This window comes from Brevibacillus sp. MS2.2 (assembly GCF_013284345.1).
Taxonomy (GTDB): Bacteria; Bacillota; Bacilli; order Brevibacillales; family Brevibacillaceae; genus Brevibacillus; species Brevibacillus brevis_C.
In genome coordinates this window covers 13,796-34,679 of record NZ_JABSUZ010000033.1, presented here as the reverse complement: position 1 = coordinate 34,679, position 20,884 = coordinate 13,796, and the positions used below count along the sequence as shown (strand labels likewise).

The window sequence follows — 20,884 nt, the reverse complement described above, 5'->3', positions numbered from 1 at the left end:
ACTCCCCTACCTTATCAAAGAATTGAGGTGCAGCTCGTAACACGCCATATAATCAGACACATGAAACAAATGTGCCGTCAGATAAGCTCCGTAAAACATCGAGAATAACAGAATTACGGCCTTCTCCTCCGACAGATGAAGGGCAAGCTGACCATCTTCGGCTGCTTCTTGCACGCACTTTTGCAATATTTGATGCAGATTAGTAGCTCTAATCTCTTCTCTCTCCTCTTCCTTGGGGAAGCGCAAATACAATTCAGCTTCAGATAAGAGCGGGACACACGGGTGCATTTTTTGCTCGGCTAAAAAGCTGATAAGGCTAAGCATAATTCCTGGTTGCTTCTGGCTATCGCGCGTAACCTTGGCAAAAATATGCCGCACGCCTTCCCAGCCCCTCTTGCCAGTACTCCGCAACTCAACAAAGCACTCTGCTTGCCATATGCTCATGTAATAAATCAAGAGCTCTTCCTTTTGCGGGAAAAATTTAAAGAATGTGACCTTCGACACCTCTGCTCGTTCACAAATGTCATCCACCAGTACATTCCGGAAGCTCCCGTCGCCTATTAGCTCCAGGGCAGCGTCCAGAAGGGCGAATTTGGTTTTTGCTTTCTTTTTCTCGCGTAGTGATAATGCTTCTGCCATCTTGTACTCCTTTTTCCATATTTCTGCTTGTGTTTATCATAGTATATAAGTTAACTTAAGTAAAGTTTTTTATTTGAGTAAGAAAAAAACAGCTCTCCTATTCAAAAAAATGAAAACTTTAATCAAATGACTCCGTATAAAATAGGAAAACAGCCAAGGCTAATTGGAGGGCGAAGAGATGAAAGCGATCGTATACGAGCAATACGGGCCGCCCCATGTCCTACAGCTCCGGGATGTCGCCAAACCGGTACCGAAGGACGACGAGGTATTAATCAAAGTCTATGCTGCAACTGCCGCAGCGGGGGATTGGCGTTTACGCAAGGCAGATCCTTTCCTGGCACGTCTGTTTAATGGTCTGTGGAAGCCGAGGAAAATCAAGATTCTCGGCTTCGAATTAGCCGGGGTTGTCGAATCAACGGGCAGTGGTGTTTCTCAGTTTAAACCGGGGGATGCCGTCTATGCTGCCTGCGGAAACGGCTTCGGCGCGTATGCCGAATACAAATGCTTACCTGAGAACGGTTGTATTACACTGAAGCCTGCGAACATGACGTTTGAGGAAGCAGCCGCGGTTCCGGTCGGTGCCTATACTGCCTTGCAATTTCTCCGGAAGGGCAATATCCAGCACGGCAGGCGTGTGCTCATATACGGTGCTTCTGGCAGTGTCGGGACGTATGCGGTACAGCTCGCCAAGCATTTCGGTGCGGAAGTGACCGGAGTATGCAGCACATCGAATGTGGAGCTGGTAAGATCGTTGGGGGCCGACCGAATCATCGATTATACAAAAGAAAACTTCGAGGACGAGACTGCGGTCTACGATATCATTTTCGATACGGTCGGAAAGAGTCCGTTTCAGGCATGCGTCGAGCGACTGACACCGAACGGTTACTACCTGCGAGCGGTCCATTTCAGCCCTTTGCCAATCGTTCGCGGGTTATGGACGAACATGACGAGTGGTAAGAAGGTGATTGGTGGAACCGCGAACGAAAAAGCGGACGACTTGAGGTATGTAAAGGAGCTAATCGAGGCCGGCAAGCTGCGTGCCGTCATCGATCGCATTTATCCGCTAGAGCAAGCAGCGGAGGCCCACTCTTATGTGGAGCTGGGGCATAAGAAAGGCAACGTGGTGTTAACCGTGCGCCAATGATTACGCATCGATCGTTCAATAAATAAAGCCAACCAAAACACATTCTCTTTGTGTTTTGATTGGCTTCTTCGTTATTTCATCATTTTTCCCATCCGATAGGCTGCTTCCATGATGTAAGGTGCATATTGGCTCATTTTTTCAGGAGTCAGACGGTTAGAAGGACCTGACGCCGCAATAGACGCTACCAATTGTCCGTTGCGGTTGAATATCGGGACGGCAACGGCTGCCGTCCCCAGCTCCCGTTCCTCCACACTTGTCGCGAAGCCTTGCTTCCTGATTTGATCCAATTGCTCAATAAAAGACTCCTTGTTCACATAGTCAGGCCAATTCGGGTCGCTGATAACTTCCTGCAAAATGAAAGGCTCTGCATATGCAACAAGTACTTTGCTGGATGCCCCCACCGTGAGTGGCATACGCGCCCCGATTGGCGCCACCCTGCGAATCGGTTGCTTGCTCTGGACTGCCTGTACGCGTATCCGCTCGTTTCCATCTCGTACGTACAAACTGATCGTTTCCTCCACCAAATCCCGCAGTCGCTCCATCTCTGGCAGTAGCAATATGGCTGGATCATCGTTTTGCGACAAATTGGCGGATAACTCCCAAACCCGAAACCCAAGTCGATACTTCTCTGTCTGAACATCTCGTATCAGAAATCCTTTGTTCTCTAGCGTTGCCAGCAAACGATGCACGGTACTTTTATGCAAGGAGAGTCGACTCGCTATCTCACTCAGGCCTAGATCCGTAGCGTCCGTAAAACAGAGCAGGATATCCAAAGCCCGATCGACTGCTCGAACGTTTGCTTTTTGTTCTTCTTCCATAAGTGTTTGACACCTGCTTCCTACTTTGTTCCGATCGTTTCATCTGATGAAACGAATATGCTACTTTTCAGTATACGAAAAAATAAAGCATAGTAAAGAGCGAATCCGAGGTCCGCACAAAGACAGGAATGAAAAAAGGGTAGCCGACCTGTTGCGGCTCCCCGTTTATGCGTTATCCGTGTCCCTTTAAAAATCAAAATCATCTGGGTCTGGCCCAAAACGCTTGTTGTCATTTAGGGCAGTGATTTTTTCTACATCCTCTGCACTGAGGGTGAAGTCAAAAACATCTGCGTTCTGGCGAATCCGCTCTGGTGTGATCGACTTAGGAATCGTGACCACTTGGTTTTCCAAATCCCAGCGAAGCACAATTTGTGCAGGCGACTTGCCATATTTTTGTCCCAATTCTACCAAGAGAGGATGATCGAGATTTCCTTGCATCAACGGGCTCCATGCTTCTAGTTGAATTTGGTGCTCTTTGCAATACGCATGCAATTCTTTTTGAGTAAGCAATGGATGATACTCGACTTGGTTGACAACTGGAATGATCTCGCTATGTTGGCGTAAATCCTCGAGGTGGTGGCTATGAAAATTACTGACGCCAATCGCACGTACATATCCATCGCGGTACAGCTTTTCCAAGGCCCTCCATGTATCGACATACTTGTCTTTTACGGGCCAGTGAATCAGGTACAAATCCAGCGTATCGGTACCCAATTTTTTCATACTTTCATCAAAAGCCTTCAGCGTTGACTCGTAGCCTTGATCCGCATTCCACACCTTTGTCGTGATGAACAATTGATCGCGAGCAATCCCGGCTTGACGGATTCCTTCGCCTACTCCGGCTTCGTTGCCGTAGATAGCTGCCGTGTCTATACTGCGATAACCCGCCTCAATCGCGGATCGGACGGCCAACGTTTCGTTTCCGTCTTTTGCCTTCCAGACCCCCAGACCCAGCCAGGGCATCTTCACCCCGTTGTTCAAAACGGAATGATCTGTGATATGTGTTGCCATTGGATCTCCTCCCGTCTTACGCTGATATGTACTTACATTCAGATAGTGTAGCATATTTACAAAATGAGGAAAACCTTGCTACTCTTGCGAATCTTGAAACACCACGTCCTCTGTCCCTGCTGCCAGCGGTTTGATCGCCCACCATCTGATCCTTACCCGTTCTGTCTGAACAGGTCCCTTCACCTGAACACCGATCCGAAACGTTCCTTTCTGCGGATAAACGATGACCCCTACGGCAAAATGCGCTGCATCTGTCGCATACTCCGAATCATCAAACACACTGCTATGCCCGTACATCACTTGCTCATGTTGGGAAAGCAACTCATCGATCACATCTGCATGAAAATCCTCGATTCCTGCACTGACATACACGTTGCCTTTCCCGAGGGAGTGCTTGAGCTCCTCCGAAAAATAACGATTGCCGATCTTGACCCCAAACGGCCAGTTGGACAAGTACGGCTCAATCGGTATTTCTACCACACCTGTTGCTACTTGTTCATTTGCCTTTCCAGGCCGGGGCAGTCCAAGCTCAAACTGGTAGACAGACGCCAGTTTATCGTAGCTCACATCGAACTGCGGCTTATCACCTGCCGCTATTTCTTTCACGCGCGTGGTCACCCGAAAGGAATCTGCATGAGAGCCTTGCTCGACTGGGTTTCCCTTCTGCGCACGCAACGCAAGCTTTTGCAAAAGTGCTGGTGTATACACGTACTCCCCAAACGGAACAGGAACAACCTTCTCAATCACATAGGTCGCATTCATTTGCAGCAAGCATACTTTTGCCAAATAAAGAAAAGGCTGTTCGTTCGCATGTGTCACCTGATCCAGCTTGCGACTGTAGTAATCGGACACGAGCCGCTCTACCAGATCGTCTGACGTGATTTCGATTTTCCCTACAGAAACGAGATCGGTATGCAGCAAGCGATCGCCGAGTCGAACCTCTGCCTTGCCACCCAGCACTGCCAGCTCTACCGTACCGCGATCCCGGCCAGCCTTGATCGGAATGGAGACGACATAATCCGTCTCTTTTGCGTCAACAGGCTCTAAGAAGGATACACTACCATCACTGCTTTCCATGACTGTCAGCCCTGGTGCAGCCAGCTTGTATTGGAACTGTACGCGTGACGTTTGTACCGTCTTCTCGACGTGCAACTGCAATGAAAATACTTCACCCGGATTGACGTATCGTGGGGTAGCCTGCCAGATGCGCACCTGTGGATCTGCATAGAGCAGCACTCTTTGCTCTACCAGTTGCACCCCTTCGATGGAAGCAGGATGTGGTGCCTCCTCTTTGATAAAAAGCCGATATCCTTCTGCCACTCGGTTGTATTCAGCCATTTCCTGCTCGACGGTTTCAGAGACGGAGAAGACCTGTTCCTTGCCTTTTTCATCATAGGCTAAGCAGACGTACACATTTTTCGCATAGTCGTTGTTGCTAAAGCCTTCCATCATGGACAGCTTCAGCTTCACAGGCTCAGGAAGCACGATTTCCCTCCCGAGATAATCTAGAGCGACTCCAGCTTCAACCGAAATCTGCTTTTCGTCCACAGCGATCACCTGCAAACCGCATACCACTCCACCCCCGTGAAGCAATCGATTGGTGAGTCGGCGTTTGTCATTGAAATAGCGCTGTTCTGATTCGAAATCTCTGACGGTCAACAGCTTCCCTTTGAAATACACATTCCGTTCATGTGGAAAATAACGCAGATTCTTCATCTCGAACACCTCACTTTGCGTAAAAATCTCGGCTTCTTACTCCAGCTCTGCATCCAGGCCAATCCTGGTGTCATAATCGATTCGTCTGCTACGGTCGTTCCCGCTTAGCACCGTGTTGTGTGGCATGGATAAATTTTGATCAAGTGTAAGGAACGATGGCTCCGTCAAATAAGAATTAATCCCCACGTAGCTATGGATGTCGGCGTAGATGCCCGGGCGCAGAACGATGAGCTTTGCCTCTGTAAAAGCAGGCTTTTGATCTTCCAAAATCTTTTGCAGAACCGACTGCTCCCGTTCTGTTTTCGCGCATTCCTGCGAAACGATCAGGCAAAATTGGTACGGATGATCCATGTACAAGGAAGAGATCAGCTCGTGCAGCTCCGGGATCGCCTTCATGTCCCTGATTTGAAAATACTCAACGATCATCGGGCGCTCCCCGGTATACAGCTCTACCATCTTTTCCAAGCCCGCACGAGTGCCCCGCTCTGCATACAGCTCCGGTGCGCGGCGAATCAGCTCTCGTCGCTGCGCCTCTGTCCAATGCTCGTCCCTGCCCATCCCCAACCAGGAAGCGAGCCAAGGGACGAACTCTCCGGGTGTCGTATCAGGATCGAACAACCGCGAGATGGTATCAATCTGTTCCTCCAGCTCCAAGTAAAACGTCCCAAAAAGGGAGAGGAAACGCTCCAAAAAATCAGCACTGGCAGGATCACTTTGATAAGTCGCTGGTAGATAACGCAAAAAGGTGTCGCGCGGCGAGTAAATCCGCATTTGCCTGAGCAACGGGGAATGGCGGTCAGTACCGAGCCATTCGATTTTGAGCCATAAATAACGGCCTTTTGCTGAATGAAACAACGCATCTGAGGCGTTGATTACCGGCTCCGACCATAGATTGGCCGTCCTTTGCAGCTTGGTTTTCCAGTCCGTGTCGTCTGCCAGCAAAAAGTCATCCAGATTGTGGACGGCTCCATGAATCACATGCTCTTTTCGATCAGAAGAAAACGTCGAGATGAGTAATTGCGTTTCTTCCGGTATGTCTGCATCCAGCTTGATTTTATGCCACACCGTTTCAAATTCCGCGCTATCCAATGCACGAGAGAAGTAGATGCCCATCGGTATTCCTGTCTCATCCAGGTTGGACGTCCGCGAGACGAGTCTCAACATGGTCAGAACATTTTTCTGTGCGTCCCAAACATACAGCCGCTGCTGATTGTCAAAAACGAGCTTGTCTGCACGTCCGTGATAGTTGGTCAATGGCGCAAGTGCTTCTCCCGTCGGTTGAAAACGCAAAATGAATCGGGTATGATCATGAGCCGAATCGATGGAACGACTATCACCCACGTAGAGAATAGGACCTGAACCCACTGCAAATCCCGTGGGCTTGGTTCCTGGCGGGATCGCCAGCGTGCACACATCGGAGCCTTTCGAAGAGAACCGAAACACTTGATTCGTCTGTGTCCAAAATAGATATACCTTGCCTGCTTCGGCAACGGACAGGCGAAACAACCTTTTTCGCCTGATCTCACAAAGGGTCGCTGTCTCTGTTACTTTCAATTCCGTATGTGTGTATGTAGCGTCAATCTTACCTGCCCGATTCAATCGAAGGACGACGACTTGTGTTCCCGCCGCGATTTCCTTCCGTTCGTCGTCTCGATCTACGCCCACGGGTGTCGTGATGTAAAGATGTCCTTCTTCATCCAACCCTGCATCCAAAGGAAAAAGCTGCTGTCCCTCCCCCTCTTCCCAGCTCCAAACGCACTGGCCGTTGGCTATGGAATACGCTCCGACTTTTCTCCTCGCTTCGGGGTCGATAATGTACACGTATTTATCGTTAGCGACGAGAAACGAGTCTTTGGAAAACAGCCCGCGTCCAGCGCGAAACACAGTCTCCTTGAAGTTGTTGCTGTCATCGCAATGCGTGATATGACCGCTTTCATCCAACCAAAGCAACGAGCCAACCCGTGCAATGGCAAAATCCAAGAGGCGAGAGTGATGTGTCGTCCCAGCCAGATGCACATGATCGATCACATATTCGGGCGATTTGTTCAGCGCGATCCCCTCGTTGGAGACGTGAAGGTTATACCAGACCCCCCGCTGCCAATCGGACGGATTGTTCAGGGAAAAGAAACGATTCATTGTATCCACGCCCACTCCTCCGTTTGTTCCCGTCTATCTTTCTCTATCCACAATGAGCTCCAGAACATGCTCTCCTGAGTACACCAGCGCATGAAGTGGTATCTGAATATCTCCCCCTTCATCCCTGATGATGCCTGTGCCCTCCGCGGAAACCCACAAATCCGTCACGTACAGCACACCCTCGATCTGGTTTAATACCTCGTAGAGATCGCTTTTATAAACAGGCCGTCCAAATTCCCATCCTTTTCCTTGAAAAGTCGAAGAATCTTGGACATTCAATGGTGTTAAATACTGCTTCAGTGCCTGTAGCACGATCTGCTTTTTGTCTGCAAACGCAGGCTCTACCACGATTGTGGAGAAAACGGTCACTTTGATATAGGCGGGAGCGGCCACATGGACTTCTGTCGTCAGCAGCCTTCGCTGTTCCAATTGGTGGCGAACGGTCCTTAAGGAGCCTTCACTTGGCAGTGGTGTCGGCTGGTCGCTGAACGGGACGATGACGACGGTCATTTGAGCGGCTGCACTTTGCTCGGATACTCCCATTTCCCCTACTTTATACAGGGGGATTGCCTTCGCGCGGGCCACTCGCAACCCGGGAGTCGCTAGCGCAATGGCCTCATAATCTTCTGCTGTAATGGCCCGCTGTGGTTTTTTCCATTCCATTCTCATCCTGCGTTTGGCTTGATCGATCGTTTCGCGCTCGCTTCCCCCACTGGCTGGACGGGGATTGGTCACCTGCGCGTGGGTTCGCTGCTGGGCAAGCGGGAGGAACCGAGTAATTTGGCCACCCTGTACATTCCCCTTCGCACCTTGGCCTGTCTGACAAGATATGATCCGAATGCCCGCCATGCCTTCCAGCCTTTCAGGAATGGCTCCGTGCTCATTGTTACCAAACGCAATCTCTGCTCCGTCCGCATCATACAGCATAAAATGGCGATCCTTTGGCCCCGATCGGTCAAAATCAGTGACCAGCGACCAGTCTTCCCAGACCGGAAACGGACAGCCTTCGACCTGACTTGCCACCTGAATGACAAACGTTTCTGGCAAGATCGATTGGACATTCAGCCGAAACACTTGATGTGGCAATCCACTGCTTTCTCCAATCAACCGCTGCCCTGCAAAGTCACTCCGATAGGCGATGACCCGAATATTTCTGCGGCCCTCAGGCATTGCACTCCCAAACCGAATCATCGTTGCGCCCTGTTCTGGGTCCCGCGAAACGCGATATGAAAATACACCTGTATCAGCTTGGTCTGGTTCATCTTGATTCCATCCACTTTGCCAATCATGCCCCTGTTTGCATTGAACCTCTACTGTGCCTTCATATAGTAACGAGCTTACAAGGACGATCTGCTGATCCACTTGACCCGTTCCATCGTACTCCCACACTTGGCTGAAGGTTTCGCGTTGGATGGCGTTCACGGTGTTTAGCTCGATTTTTTCCATGCGAGGAGCCAATTCGAATCGACCTGCACGCAATGTCGCACAGAGCCAGAATCGAGGCCGATCATTGGCGGGGTAAAGCATGATTGGCTTCATTGTCCCTTCCAACTCAATTAGGACTCGTCCCGAAAAGGAGAGATTCATCGTTTCATCCGAGACTCGTGGCAACGGACTCCAACCCGTTTCTTTCATGCCTTCGTTTTGTCCATAATACTCCCACTCGAGAGTGGCCGATGGAACGAAAAGCGATGTGGGCGTAAGCGGGACGATTGGGACAGGATAGTCTTCAAACAGGCGCAAACCGATGGAGACTGCCCTCCCCACTGGCAATGGCCGATCAAAGCCTAAATAAATCTTGTTCCCTATCTTTGGTTCCTGACCAAATGCGTAGTAGGAAACACCGTTATGCGCATTGGATGAACTCACATCGGTCGTCCCGCTTTCTGTATGAACCAGAACACGCTCCAGGCTGGCTGGTACCAGAACAAGCGAATGTTCCGTCTCGAAAGGAAGATTCCCCGCGAACAATCTCGTCTTCTCCGGAAGGATCGCTTCTTCTGACACGTCGAAAAACGTTACATCCGTCGTCGCACATGACTGGTTCTTTGGGTGTACACCCATGAGCTGCAAAAATTTGCGTTCGTTCTTTTCTGTGATCCGGTTGAGATAGTATTGCTGCATTTCCATCAACCACGCGAACATCTCCAAAAGCGTAATGCCCGGATCGTGATGACGGTGATCACCCCACTCTGGCTGCAGCTTGGGGATCGCGTTTTTTGCTTGTTCGACGATCTCCTCAAAGTGGCGATCATCCAGATTCTTGGATGGAAGCATAGCGCGCACTTCCTTTTTCAATGTTTGGGTGGGAAGAAAGCCTGGCCTTCGTGAACGCGGACGCTGATTCGATGGGCTCCCTCTGTGACAATCCCATGTACGATCGTTTCGTATTCAGAAGCGAGTATTTCCTTTCGTTGCCCATTTTCCGTTCGAAATACAGCCAAGGTCAGATGATCCACAAAGCGGACGCCCTTTACGGATTTCAACAACGCAAATAAGAGCGAAGGATGCACACGCTGGCCTATTTCCCAACCCCCACCGTGCAGATTTCCTGTTATCGGGTCAAGGAATCGTGCGAGCTTGCCGAGTGTCTCCAGCTCCACCTCAACGATTTCGTCCAAAGCCCCCACTGCCAGCTCTGCCGTCACTGCAATTTCCAAGTAGACAGGCTCCCTGACATGAATCCGCTCGGGAGAGGCTACCGTCGCTGCCGCATGTGTAAGCAAGTAGTTCGTGACAGAACGCCGAAGCTCCAAAAATTGCGTACCGAAGCAGCCCGCTGCGGGCAATACGATCACAGTGACATGCCCTGCTTCTCTTTGCAGGCGGCTGTTCCGATTCGGCAAACACTTCACTTTGGGTATCTCCGGATGCGCTTCACGGACGAGCCATTCGAAATCTTCAGCCGTCACAGCTCGATAGCGATGCTTGATTGTTTGAGGACCGCGCTGTAAGGCTTCCGTCAGCAACTCCCGATCACTTCCCCCAATCGCAGGCACCGGATTGCTGACAGCTTGGACAAATGGAATCGATTGTTCCAGTTGATTCAACTGCCCAGCAGGAAGATTCCCTGCTGTTCCCCCTCCAACCTTATACGTCACCCTCACGGAACCGAGTCCGGATTGAGGAAGCTCCCTCCCGTGTCGACCATCGCCAAACAAAATTTTTCCGGTAGCGCTCTCCAAGCAGTAATGGCGATCATCCGGGCCAGAATCGTGCAGATGCTCTACTCGCTTCCAGAGAACCCAGCATTTTTGCTCGTTTCCCTCAGAATCATAAAGAAGTTCCACCCGATTTTCTGGATGTTCCAACCAGCTCTTTCGTTCACTCGGTAAAAAGAAGCCTGTTTCATCTACCCATACCTCTTCGCCCATGACGGGAGGGCGGATGAGTCTGTACTCGGCTTGTGGCCCCTCTGTTATCCGCTCTGCCATTTCATTGCGAATCGTCTCCTGTTGAATGGCTCGTATCGTATTCGGATAAAAGCCGCTTAGCACAGGAAGTCTTGCATCCAAAGCGCCTCCTCCAAGACGATTGTCTACGTTGACGGCGCGAATCCAATAACGCTCCCGCTCAAACATTTTGCTTTTTTCCATATCAAAAGGACCAGCGAATCGGACGGTACCACTTTCCGTAAAACCAGCGGTCTGATCAATCGTTTGCAGCTTGGCCCACGACGTTGTTCCTGTTTCTTTGCGCTTGTATTCCCATTGCACAACCGGAGTAGCACCCAGGGATTCTTCCATAGGTAGAAAAGAAAAGTAGAAAGAGAGCGGTCCTTGTAAAGGCGGCTGCTCAAATCCAAAGTAGACGGAGGGATGCAGGCATTCGGACGGCCAAAACGGCTGGAAGCTAGCCTGATGATGGCCTGTACTGACAGGGTGCTGCCAATCCAAGTCGTTCTGTATGAGAATCACTTCCGGTTGTTGCAGCGACTCTCGGTACGAGTAGGTCAGGCGCATGTCTTCCAGCCATGGGGCCATGTATACAGGATTCGGGCCATATAAGCCTTCCACCTGAAGAATTCTCACACGAATCCAATAACCTAACTGTGATTGGACGGTTGTCGGCTGCAAATCATCTGGACACGTAAAGGCAACCTCAATCTCTTCATCCGAATCGCTGCCAGCAAACAGCTTCTCACGATCCTCTCCTGACAGGAGCACTATCCATCCGCTGCCATTCCAGTATTCCCATACCACCTTGCTGATCGTGACGGGTGTCGTCGCAGGAGGGTCAAAGGAAGATTCCTTCATGATCCATTTCCATTTCGGTTCCGGTTGTGAGAGATGCGTAGCGGGATAAGGCACCGTTTTCATCCGAAAACGCAGGGCGACTGTACTACCAGGCTTCGTCAACGCCTCTTCACAGGACAAAAAAAACATGCCATACGGTGCGAGCTGCTCGCCAAATGCAAGGCAACCACTCCCGGAAACCTGCACATCATTGGAAAAAAGCATGTCGGGTGCAAGGCCGTTCGAATCGTCTGTTGGCAAAAAATCCGTCTTCATCTGGATTTGGGTCAGAGAGGTGCTCCCGCCATTTTTCATCCATTCATGAATCCTATCTGGCTTCACTCTACAACGGAGCCAACGATTTTCGATTCCTTGCACTTGGCTAGACTCCCATTTTTTCCGCTGCTTTTTTTCCAAGCGCAGTCGATTTTGATCAGCCTCGATCTTGTCGAACAAAATCCATTCGCCCTCTGACAGATACGTCCACTCGACCAGCTCTGGATTCGCCAGCTTCTCTGTCAGCAAGGATTCCAAATAGCGTTCCTGATTGGAAACCATCGTGAGTTGGATCGAAGCACGATCTCCTAAACAAAACAAGTCCTCATGTCCCAAATACCAGCAATGCTCCTGATGATTAGGCAAAGCCTTGCAGTCCAAGAGAGAGAGGGGGGCATTTGTTCCAAGCCAACTCGTTACATCTGTTAAAAAGTCTCGACTGCCATTGGAAAACAACAGATCTGTCGGGAGAGAGGGGGTAGCCAGCATAGGCTGATCTGTTTCGAAAACCACTTCATCGCCAAGGGCAGACTTCCCCGAAACTTTTGTGCCCGCCGGAATCCAAACTGGCTTTTGCACACCTGTACTCAATTCAAATGTCAAGAAGGTTTCTGCCGGTCGTGCCTGAGCCATTCCGACACCGAGCATATTGAGAAAAGCGATAAAATTTCGCTCGGGCACTTGGTTCAAACGCTCACGATTATTCATCAGCATGTCTGCGAAAAGGAGAAATAAAGCCGTACCCGCATCAGGATCTTCTGGAGTGAATCGCCACTCCGGGGTATAGAATGGCACCATTTCGCGCATTTTTCGGATGACTGCTTGCATGTCCCGCGGATCGACCAAAGGTGGTTTCACGTTACCCACCTCCCTTCCTTTTTTCTTCACGCGGCTGGGACTCTTGCGCTATCCACGTGGACCGAGACGATGGACAGGATACAACAACTGATAGCCTTTGTTTGTCGCACGTACCGTATAGCTGATCGTAACGTTCACCATTTCAGAATGAGTCTTGTCGACCTTGGCCTCCACCTGCACATCCCGCACACGCGGTTCCCAGATCATGATCGCTTCTGCGATGTCCGACTGGAGCAAAGCCAGGCTCGTTCCGTCCGTACCATCAAACATGAAGCCTTGCAATCCGCTCCCGAATTTCGGTCGCATCACACGCTCTCCCTTTGCTGTGGAAAGAATGATGCGAATGGCTTCTGCGATGTCATCCTCGTAATCGGACAAACGAATACGACCTGTAGCCTGATCCACCTGAATAGGGAACTTCCATCCTTTTTCACCGAATGGCTGCTGCATGGAATCCCCCCATGAATTAATTCAATTTGATCACCGAACCGTTGACGGCAACAATTCCGTCAGATTTGATGTTTAGGGACGCTCCTGCTTTAATCGACATGGCTCCCTGCGCCTCCAGATTCAACTGCGTGGACTTGATTGTCAGCGATGTGTCTGACTGAATGGTTACTTGCCCTTTTGCATTCAACGTGATCGTACTTGAGCCGCTCTTCACCGTAACCTCGCCCGTGCTGCCGCCTTTGATGGAGATTTGGTTGTTTCCACCGCTCTCCGTAAGCACAATGCTTTCATCCTTGTCCGACAGCTCCACCTGTTGTCCTTTTTTCGTGGCAATCGTGATCTTCCCGTCATTCGGATCATCGCCAAAAATCACTTCGTGGCCTGCACGGGTCGTGATTTTTCGGATGTTGTTTTTTTCTGCCATTTCCGGACCTTTGTTTTCCTGATTCCAGAGCATCCCGATTACAAACGGCTCGCGTACATCTCCCCAGTGAAACGCGACCAGCACCTCGTCGCCTACCTCTGGAATAAACAGGCTGCCGCGATCTTTTCCTGCAAAAAGCGTGGCGATTCGCACCCAATCCGTCTCCCGCTCATTATCAACCAGAGGCAGCTTCAGCTTCACACGAGAGAGCTTTTCCGGGTCTTCATTGTTCGTTACAATACCGACAATGACACCGTGGATTCTTGCCCGTTCTTCTTCTGTTATTTCATCCTGGTAGAACCAATGATCAAAGCTCATATCGTATTTCCCTTCACATGAAACGTCGTAACATAGCCAGATGCCACATCGATGGTATGTGTGACAGATGTGATGTAATAAGGCTGACTCAGTTTTTTCCCCATGCCCTCTAGCATGATATAGCGGCCAGCACGAATTTCTGGCAGACCAACTGCTTCACAGTTGCCATCGAGAAGGTTCATGGCGAGTTTATTCAAGCGTGCTTTGGCAACTGCTTTTATTTCCTCAGGTGAGTCCAGCTTTTTCGTAGACTCGTATTTATCAAAATAATCACCGATTGCTTTCAGCAGATCAGCGCTTGTCTTCGAATTGGTCCCGAGCTTCCCGATATCTGTGCTTGTTGCTTTTGCTTCCTGGAGCACCGTTGTTTTGTCATTGTCTACCCATCTCACCGTATAGGAGGAAGCTTGGGAAGCAATGTTGACATCAACGGAAAAGCTGCGCAAGGAAACTCCCCAGATCAAGGTGAGGACCGGCGTCATGTTGCTCAGTGGCTTACGGAAATATAAGTTCTTCCCGACGATAAAAAAGTCGTAGTTACAAATTTTTGCAAGACGATTTAAAAATTGAAAGTCAGTCTCGGAGACCGTCTTTGTAATGGTCTCGATTGTATGAACCGTATCATCCACATGTGTCGACAAGCCGTATTTCTGTCCCAGCTCTTTCACGACATCGCTGTATTTCTTTTTATTCCAGGAAGTAGACTTGTTATCGACCATAAGCAGGAACGATTTATCCATCCCTTTTACCGTAATAGTTGGCGTCTCCTCACAGGCAAACGAAACGGCTGTAATATGCCCGTAAAAGAGGCTGGATAGCTCGGTTCCATAGCCCAACTGAATCTCGATTTCGTTGCCAGGAACCAAATAATCATCTGCCCAGCGAAATTCCCACTTTGCCGTATCAAAAGCATTGATTACCGAAAACGAGAACGTATCCGCTTTGCCTTCCAAGCTGGAATTGATCGTCGCTTTGGTAATGGCGACACCTACTTGGCTGATCAGTTTTTTCCCTCCAACGAGTATTTCCAAGGCTGGGGAATGAAAGTTGTTGTACGTTTGGCGCAGGTCATCGAAGGTATGGCGGTCTGTCGTCAATTTCAATTCGCTCATGCTCTCGTCACCTCACAAGTGGCACATGCAGGGTACTAGCCGGTTTTAGCAGTCTGGGATTGTCGATCTGATTGGCGTTCGCAATGTTTCGCCATTTCGACGCATCACTGTACGAGCGATACGCCATCAAATACAACTGGTCTCCTTGATTGACTGTTTGTTGTGCGACCTTTTCTCTTGCAGCCCCGATATCGTCCGTAGACTTTTTCACGCTCGTGCCTTTAAAGGTGACGCCTAACGTAGCTCTTACCGGTGTCCCTTGGTCGAGAAACATCGTAAACCGCTGCGAAACCTTCTCGACAACACCGGTGAATTGAAAGCTGTCCCAGACGAATTTGCAAAGGGGTGGCGTACTGATTTTCTTTTCTACGGCCATCAATCCCAGCACCTGATTCGTGAAGGCACGCACATCCACTCCAGCCTCGTATGTATCAAAAAACAAGTCGACCGATAATGTCTCGATATCACCGCTCGTGAACATTCCGACTGGTACCGATTGCCCCAATATCTTTTGCCAAGAGTAGTTATTGGAAGCATCTACCTTGTATTCCGAAGGGTTAAAGAGAACGGAAATACTCTCCTTGAAGTCTCCTTGCCCGTTGCGATCCACTAAAATCTTGGCCTTTTTCTCCTGACCCATCATTGGCTTTTGCCTCTCTTTACCGAAGAAATAGTCGTCTGTGAATGCGGCGATTCCTGCTTATAGACCTCGTCGCTGCCGCTCTTGAGTAAGGCGCTTGTCCAGCTCCTTCATCATTTTATCCATCAATCGATCTACCTCTTGTGGAGATAACGACGTCTGATTGCCAGCCCTCTCTTGCACGTGTAGATCGACTTGTCGTTGGAGTGGAAGTGTTGTCGTCTGCTGCAGGGCGGTTTCTTGAGACTGGTTGCTTTTTCGCAGATAATCCATAGATGGCGGTGACTGAACCGTAGCAGCAGGGCTTTCGTGACTGTCCACTGTGCGTAACGCTTGTCGATGAATATGGGTTGTGTTTTCAGACAGGGAGCGCTGCTCGGATTCCCCAGGCGCTCTTTGAGCTTGTTGCTTTCGTTGCAGGAGTGGAGGCTGCATTGTCATGGCAACCATTGACTTTGGAACAAGTGTTAGGGATGTGTTTTTTTCCGCCTGTTTCACTTTTCCCGTGGCCATTGGTGTTGACCCCAGATTGAATAGCCTTGGTCTTTGCAGGGGGGTGAGTCGAGCGTCTTGAATCTCGACCTCCTGTGCCTCATTACGAGTTAGCTGTTTAATCGTCTGTGCCTTCGAATTGACTGTCAGAATCTGCTCATGGTTGCTTTGTTGAAAACGGCTGCGGCTACTACGCTGTCGTGAATGCAATCTATCCAAGACAAAATCAATGGATTTTTCTCTCGCAAATGAACCAGATTTGATTGGACGGTGGTGAGAAAATGGCTCCAAGCTGTTGACTCGACCTTTTTGTGGTAGTCGCTCTGCTGCACGTTTGCTTCTGTTCTCGTGAACGGAACTGTCGAGCATCCCTATGCTTTGACCATGCACATGGCTAGCGAGTGGTCCCCATCGTTTCTGAACAACCATTTGTGTATCGTGTCGGTTCAGAACAGCCGAGAGTGAGTGATGGTTATTTGGGACATATGCTGCCGTCCGAAAATCAGTCTGGATAGCCTTTCTGATTTGCTCCATGACTTGAAGATAAGCGTGAGCACGTAGGGCAACTGAGCTTGTCCAAAAGCTGGTGGTCTGCTGCAAGAAGCGGGAGCGGCTTTCACGGGATTGACGGCTTTCTCGTAATGAATTGCTATCGCCCATGCGAGACCTTGACTGATCATTCGATTGCTTTTCACTGCTCGGGGGAGCTTTCCCACTTGTGCTTGTTGCGCCTATCTTTGCAAACTCGCTCATCGCTGCGAGCTTCGCGCTTTTTTGTAAGAGGATCGTGAGTCCTAGTTCCGCACTCCATCCAGCAGCTATCCGTCGCATTGATTTTCTATCAGAGGCGTTCTCTGTGATAGACAACGGCTTCACAGACGTGTCGTACAATCGCTGATGATCGGCTTCTCCAAGTCCAATCCACTCTGTGGCACGACGTATTGCAGAATCAAAGCGGTTCTGCCTGAGGAATACGGCTTCCCGCTCATGGCGATGAGTATGAACGAATGCTCGACTTGTACTCTGTTCATTTTTTAGGAAGACGGTGTTCCGTATTGGACGATGCTCATGCTCGTGTACCATCGAGATCGTCGCTATTCGTTCGAGCAGGCTGAACTTTTCTTGATTCTTGGAGAAAGAGAAAGCAAAATCTGTCTGCTTGTCCTTCCCACCCTGAAGCAATAGTAGCTGACGTACCAACTCGTATGACATCTGTATAAGGTGCATATTTTGCAGAAAATGAATGGTTGGCTGGGAAAATGGTTGAGAGATGCCTTGGGATGCGCTCTCTTTGGTCAGAACATTCCGCAGGTGCATCAACCATCTACTAGGCGTATTTAATGCCGCAGGATACGGAGATTGGTTCTCCGGCTCATTCAGAAGGTTCCTTGCATGAGTGCTAATAGCCAGGAGCTCCCTTGCTCTGAGCTGTTGAAGATGCACCCACGCCATCACAGACTTCTCGTTCGTCTCTTGACGGGTAGAGCTTGCGATACGATTTTGTAGCGTCTGCCAGTGTTGGCGATTCGTATGGAAGACAGGCACGAAGCGATTCCATACAAACCGTGCAGTACTAGCTATACCGGCTGGCTCACGCTCGATTTCGTTATGAGTTTCAAGATATTCGTTGATCCAAGGCTGGTTCAACCATCCTCGTTTTTCAAAGAAAACAGGAGCATTGGCTGACTGGAAGCTCTGTATCCAATAAGCAGCGATCGACTTCCTGACAACTGACTGCGAGAGAAGCGGAACTATTCGGGAGATGGGGTGTAAAACGTGTAACGCCAAACCCGTCCACCACTCATGCTGTAGCATGTCAGACTGCTGATACGAAGCACGCGAGGCAACCGGGATCATGCTCCTTTTGCCCGGATGAGTTTGCCCATGGCTTGATCTCAAGCGAATGGACTGCTCCCACTGCTCCCTGACAATCTCGTTCAACCTAGCTTCCTGTAATGTCAACTGATTCCTTGTTGCGATGGATTCGGAAGAAAGCAGTTGCAAAGGGTGAAATGTAATGCTACCCAGTTGCTCCTGCTCTACCCGAGATGCAAGCACAGTTGCTTGTCGCTCTCGACTTATGACAAGCTGACGCAACCAATACACCAAAGTGCTCGACTGTTCTTCCCGCCCGCTCTCTATCTGCTTCAACCTCTGTCGAGAACCAAGCACTGCTAGCCCACGTTCTCTTTCTGCCGTCGAAAACTGTTGAGCTAAATGAACCAGTTGTTTGTTCCTATTGGCATCCGCTCGATGAAGCATACCAGGCAATACGGACGAGAACATCTTCGAAGCCTCAATGCTTTGAAGTATCTTCCGTTCCAATGAGCTAGAAGAGACTTCAGACAGCGTTTCTAGCATCCACTCGCTTTTCGCTTGCGGATGTTGACGGCTACTCGCGAAAACAATTGGCTGTAAAACACGTGGCCGTAGATTCGTGGTCATCGTCCTAGGCAGCCAAGTTGCTCGACTTTCCCGCCAGTACAGACTCAAATTTCCCCACCAACGCCCCCAAAGCTCAGTCTGATGGGAAGCTACAGACCAACGTGTACTTTCATGAATGATTTGGCTTTCGATTTGTCTTACGAATTCTCTGCCGTCCATTCCGACTTTCTCTGTCCATACCGAGCGATCCAAAGGTAAGCTTGTAGCCCGTCCTTCTGCTCTTTTTAGCAAAACAGGAAAAGACCACGTCCCAACCTTTGATTCCATCCCTCTACCGATCAACTGCAAAAAATCGCGAACCCCAAACCGTTCGAATCGGCTAGCTGCAAAACCCGTCGCTCCGACACGTGAAATCGAGATCGCAGCTACTCTTGTCGCTGATTCGAGCCGTATCCGCTCACGTGCTTTTTGCATGGTCTTGAGTCCACCAGGCTCACCAATTCGCGCCGTGTGTACCAAAAATCCCGGCGAACCATAGGAAGTCCCAAGCGTCCAAAATCTTTCACGTACGGCTTCCTTGTTGTCTGAAACTAGTGCTTTCAAAAGAGGCGAAGCAAAATCGACCGTGCTTATCTGCTCGCTGAACCGTCCCAGTGGTTGTGATTTTTCAAGTAAGCTTGCTCGCTGAACCGAAGACTGAACATAACTGGACGAGCGATATCTATCTCTTCCATTCGAGACAACGGTGATCCGAGGCAGGTAGACCTTCTCGATTAATTTGGATGACTCCCACTTCCGCAAAAGCTCATGCATCAAAGTAGCTGGTCGTACTTTTCGTCCTGGTCCCGATGCTTGGATGATCACCGCACGCTCTTTTGTCCCTGGGACGCCAGCCTGTCCGTTCGGCAGCATTTCTCGATTCAATCCGAGGTAGGAGTCCACTTGTACCTGCATGTGTACATGAATAAAGGCTTGATGAAAGTGGTTTTCCTGCCCTCCGATACTCGGCGAAAAATCACGATGGATCAAAGCAAGGTAGGCGGGATCTCGACCTTCCTCGTGCCGATACTTCTGCATGATGCTTTGTGCAAAGCCTTGGCTGGACGCCCTTGGCAGCAGTGATGGACGACGCGAAGGTAGGAGCGCCTTGATCGTTATCATCGTTTCTTTTGCTCCTTGCAGACGGGATAAGGCTTAAAAATACGCTTTTAAGCCGTGGTGCACGATTTCCAATGTCTCAATGGCCACTTCTCCATGCGTGGCCCGGAACTCCGGTCCAACCCACTTAACCGGATACGCCCCTTCAAATGCCCAAGCCCCCACGTCATTTCCGTTTGGGTCCATAAGAATGATCGCCCCCTGCTTGCGCTTGCGCTTTTCTGGCGGGCCAAAGTGGAAGTCCTCATACCATCGCCACAGCTCGTTTGATCTCACAAATCCTCGTTTGAAGACCAGGTTGGGAAACTTGCTGCGTTTCGGCAGCTTGTGGACGAAATGATTCACGCCGCCCTCCTGGTACTCCTCCAGCTCTGTTTCGACGGCCAAACCGGACACTTCACTAAATCCAGCGACCCAGATGCCATCCATCTCCAATCCAAACGGAAGAAAGTCCACACGAAATCGGAGGTTGGTGTAATACGGATTCTCATTGGCGAACACCTGAATCACCTCCGCTTAAACACATCAAAAACATTTTCGGGTTCGTCATTTTGCTTGCGATTGATCGCGGATATCTCCTCGCACCAGCGGCGCCGTTCCTTGTGTTCCATCGACATGATCTCGTCGTGAGGCCAGTGAAAATAGTAGGCGATGAAGGCGGCTTCTTCATAGATCTTGTCGACGGGGTATCCACTCATACTCCCTCCAGCGCCCCTGAAAAAGCCATGTCTACCTGAAATTCATGCTCGCATTTCGGGCAAGATGTCTTGAACATCGAGCTGTCCAATTCATTGATCTGTCGGTACAAGTTTTGCAGATACGCGAGATCCGCCGTAAATAGCCGTTCTACCACTCTTGTGTCAATTCCCCGTACATCTCCCAGCTTCGTAATCACTCTCGTCAGCAAAATAATCGTCAAGTAGCCGGGATTTTGCTGGACACGCGGATCACGCATCGGCAAAATTTCGTCGGCAGCCGTCGCCAAGCGCATGACGCCCCGCTTGTGCAGGTTTCCTTCTTCATCCACATAGCCGCGCGGGAGCTCAAATTCGTATTCCGTTTTAAATGCCAT

General features: G+C 50.0%; 16 protein-coding genes. 1 reads left to right on the top strand and 15 read right to left on the bottom strand.

Annotated features, from left to right (window positions below; translation table 11 throughout):
* Positions 1-6 precede the first annotated feature (6 nt).
* A complete protein-coding gene (locus tag HP568_RS23545; RefSeq protein ID WP_173630390.1) occupies positions 7-639 on the bottom strand; it encodes a TetR/AcrR family transcriptional regulator in 633 nt (210 codons plus the stop codon).
* A 178-nt stretch (positions 640-817) separates the two neighbouring features.
* Between HP568_RS23545 and HP568_RS23540 the strand changes: the two genes are divergently transcribed.
* A complete protein-coding gene (locus HP568_RS23540) occupies positions 818-1,783 on the top strand; it encodes an NAD(P)-dependent alcohol dehydrogenase (RefSeq protein ID WP_173630389.1) in 966 nt (321 codons plus the stop codon).
* A 71-nt stretch (positions 1,784-1,854) separates the two neighbouring features.
* On the opposite strand, the gene HP568_RS23535 is transcribed toward HP568_RS23540, so the two are convergent.
* From HP568_RS23535 to HP568_RS23470, 14 genes are all read right to left on the bottom strand, one after another.
* Complete coding sequence (locus tag HP568_RS23535; RefSeq protein ID WP_017250488.1) at positions 1,855-2,601, bottom strand: IclR family transcriptional regulator; 747 nt, start codon at positions 2,599-2,601, stop codon at positions 1,855-1,857.
* Between the two features lie 186 nt (positions 2,602-2,787).
* Positions 2,788-3,612 (bottom strand): aldo/keto reductase, encoded by an 825-nt coding sequence (locus HP568_RS23530; RefSeq protein WP_173630388.1) that lies wholly within the window; start codon positions 3,610-3,612, stop codon positions 2,788-2,790.
* Between the two features lie 78 nt (positions 3,613-3,690).
* Entirely contained in the window at positions 3,691-5,328 is a 1,638-nt protein-coding gene (locus HP568_RS23525) for a hypothetical protein (protein WP_173630387.1), read from the bottom strand.
* A gap of 36 nt (positions 5,329-5,364) precedes the next feature.
* Complete coding sequence (locus tag HP568_RS23520; RefSeq protein WP_217366741.1) at positions 5,365-7,464, bottom strand: phage tail protein I; 2,100 nt, start codon at positions 7,462-7,464, stop codon at positions 5,365-5,367.
* A gap of 33 nt (positions 7,465-7,497) precedes the next feature.
* Positions 7,498-9,741: a putative baseplate assembly protein gene (locus HP568_RS23515; protein WP_173630385.1), complete on the bottom strand. Its 2,244-nt coding sequence runs from the start codon at positions 9,739-9,741 to the stop codon at positions 7,498-7,500.
* A 17-nt stretch (positions 9,742-9,758) separates the two neighbouring features.
* Positions 9,759-12,833, bottom strand: a complete 3,075-nt coding sequence (locus HP568_RS23510) for a putative baseplate assembly protein (RefSeq protein ID WP_173630384.1) — start codon at positions 12,831-12,833, stop codon at positions 9,759-9,761.
* 48 nt (positions 12,834-12,881) lie between these two features.
* Entirely contained in the window at positions 12,882-13,283 is a 402-nt protein-coding gene (locus HP568_RS23505; protein WP_048034033.1) for a GPW/gp25 family protein, read from the bottom strand.
* A 16-nt stretch (positions 13,284-13,299) separates the two neighbouring features.
* On the bottom strand, positions 13,300-14,025 hold the full coding sequence (locus HP568_RS23500; RefSeq protein ID WP_048034034.1) for a phage baseplate assembly protein V: 726 nt from the start codon (positions 14,023-14,025) through the stop codon (positions 13,300-13,302).
* Positions 14,022-15,137 carry a phage late control D family protein gene (locus HP568_RS23495; protein WP_173630383.1) on the bottom strand — a complete coding sequence of 372 codons (1,116 nt, stop codon included), beginning with the start codon at positions 15,135-15,137 and terminating at the stop codon, positions 14,022-14,024. Before HP568_RS23495 ends, HP568_RS23500 begins: the two co-directional genes overlap by 4 nt.
* Positions 15,138-15,144: 7 nt before the next feature.
* Positions 15,145-15,780: a CIS tube protein gene (locus tag HP568_RS23490; RefSeq protein ID WP_173630382.1), complete on the bottom strand. Its 636-nt coding sequence runs from the start codon at positions 15,778-15,780 to the stop codon at positions 15,145-15,147.
* A gap of 57 nt (positions 15,781-15,837) precedes the next feature.
* A complete protein-coding gene (locus HP568_RS23485) occupies positions 15,838-19,815 on the bottom strand; it encodes a hypothetical protein (RefSeq protein ID WP_173630381.1) in 3,978 nt (1,325 codons plus the stop codon).
* A gap of 33 nt (positions 19,816-19,848) precedes the next feature.
* Complete coding sequence (locus tag HP568_RS23480) at positions 19,849-20,313, bottom strand: phage tail protein (protein WP_048034038.1); 465 nt, start codon at positions 20,311-20,313, stop codon at positions 19,849-19,851.
* 5 nt (positions 20,314-20,318) lie between these two features.
* Positions 20,319-20,510 (bottom strand): DUF6760 family protein, encoded by a 192-nt coding sequence (locus HP568_RS23475; RefSeq protein WP_007721336.1) that lies wholly within the window; start codon positions 20,508-20,510, stop codon positions 20,319-20,321.
* Positions 20,507-20,884, bottom strand: a complete 378-nt coding sequence (locus HP568_RS23470) for a hypothetical protein (RefSeq protein ID WP_007721338.1) — start codon at positions 20,882-20,884, stop codon at positions 20,507-20,509. The genes HP568_RS23475 and HP568_RS23470 overlap by 4 nt, the downstream gene beginning before the upstream one ends.

What these genes read in the sequence shown, in the direction of transcription:
- HP568_RS23495 (WP_173630383.1), bottom strand. Translation starts at nt 15,137, where the DNA reads ATGAGCGAATTGAAATTGACGACAGACCGCCATACCTTCGATGACCTG.
- HP568_RS23475 (WP_007721336.1), bottom strand. Translation starts at nt 20,510, where the DNA reads ATGAGTGGATACCCCGTCGACAAGATCTATGAAGAAGCCGCCTTCATC.
- HP568_RS23505 (WP_048034033.1), bottom strand. Translation starts at nt 13,283, where the DNA reads ATGCAGCAGCCATTCGGTGAAAAAGGATGGAAGTTCCCTATTCAGGTG.
- HP568_RS23515 (WP_173630385.1), bottom strand. Translation starts at nt 9,741, where the DNA reads ATGCTTCCATCCAAGAATCTGGATGATCGCCACTTTGAGGAGATCGTC.
- HP568_RS23470 (WP_007721338.1), bottom strand. Translation starts at nt 20,884, where the DNA reads ATGGCATTTAAAACGGAATACGAATTTGAGCTCCCGCGCGGCTATGTG.
- HP568_RS23525 (WP_173630387.1), bottom strand. Translation starts at nt 5,328, where the DNA reads ATGAAGAATCTGCGTTATTTTCCACATGAACGGAATGTGTATTTCAAA.
- HP568_RS23540 (WP_173630389.1), top strand. Translation starts at nt 818, where the DNA reads ATGAAAGCGATCGTATACGAGCAATACGGGCCGCCCCATGTCCTACAG.
- HP568_RS23485 (WP_173630381.1), bottom strand. Translation starts at nt 19,815, where the DNA reads ATGATAACGATCAAGGCGCTCCTACCTTCGCGTCGTCCATCACTGCTG.
- HP568_RS23535 (WP_017250488.1), bottom strand. Translation starts at nt 2,601, where the DNA reads ATGGAAGAAGAACAAAAAGCAAACGTTCGAGCAGTCGATCGGGCTTTG.
- HP568_RS23530 (WP_173630388.1), bottom strand. Translation starts at nt 3,612, where the DNA reads ATGGCAACACATATCACAGATCATTCCGTTTTGAACAACGGGGTGAAG.
- HP568_RS23500 (WP_048034034.1), bottom strand. Translation starts at nt 14,025, where the DNA reads ATGAGCTTTGATCATTGGTTCTACCAGGATGAAATAACAGAAGAAGAA.
- HP568_RS23490 (WP_173630382.1), bottom strand. Translation starts at nt 15,780, where the DNA reads ATGATGGGTCAGGAGAAAAAGGCCAAGATTTTAGTGGATCGCAACGGG.
- HP568_RS23545 (WP_173630390.1), bottom strand. Translation starts at nt 639, where the DNA reads ATGGCAGAAGCATTATCACTACGCGAGAAAAAGAAAGCAAAAACCAAA.
- HP568_RS23520 (WP_217366741.1), bottom strand. Translation starts at nt 7,464, where the DNA reads ATGAATCGTTTCTTTTCCCTGAACAATCCGTCCGATTGGCAGCGGGGG.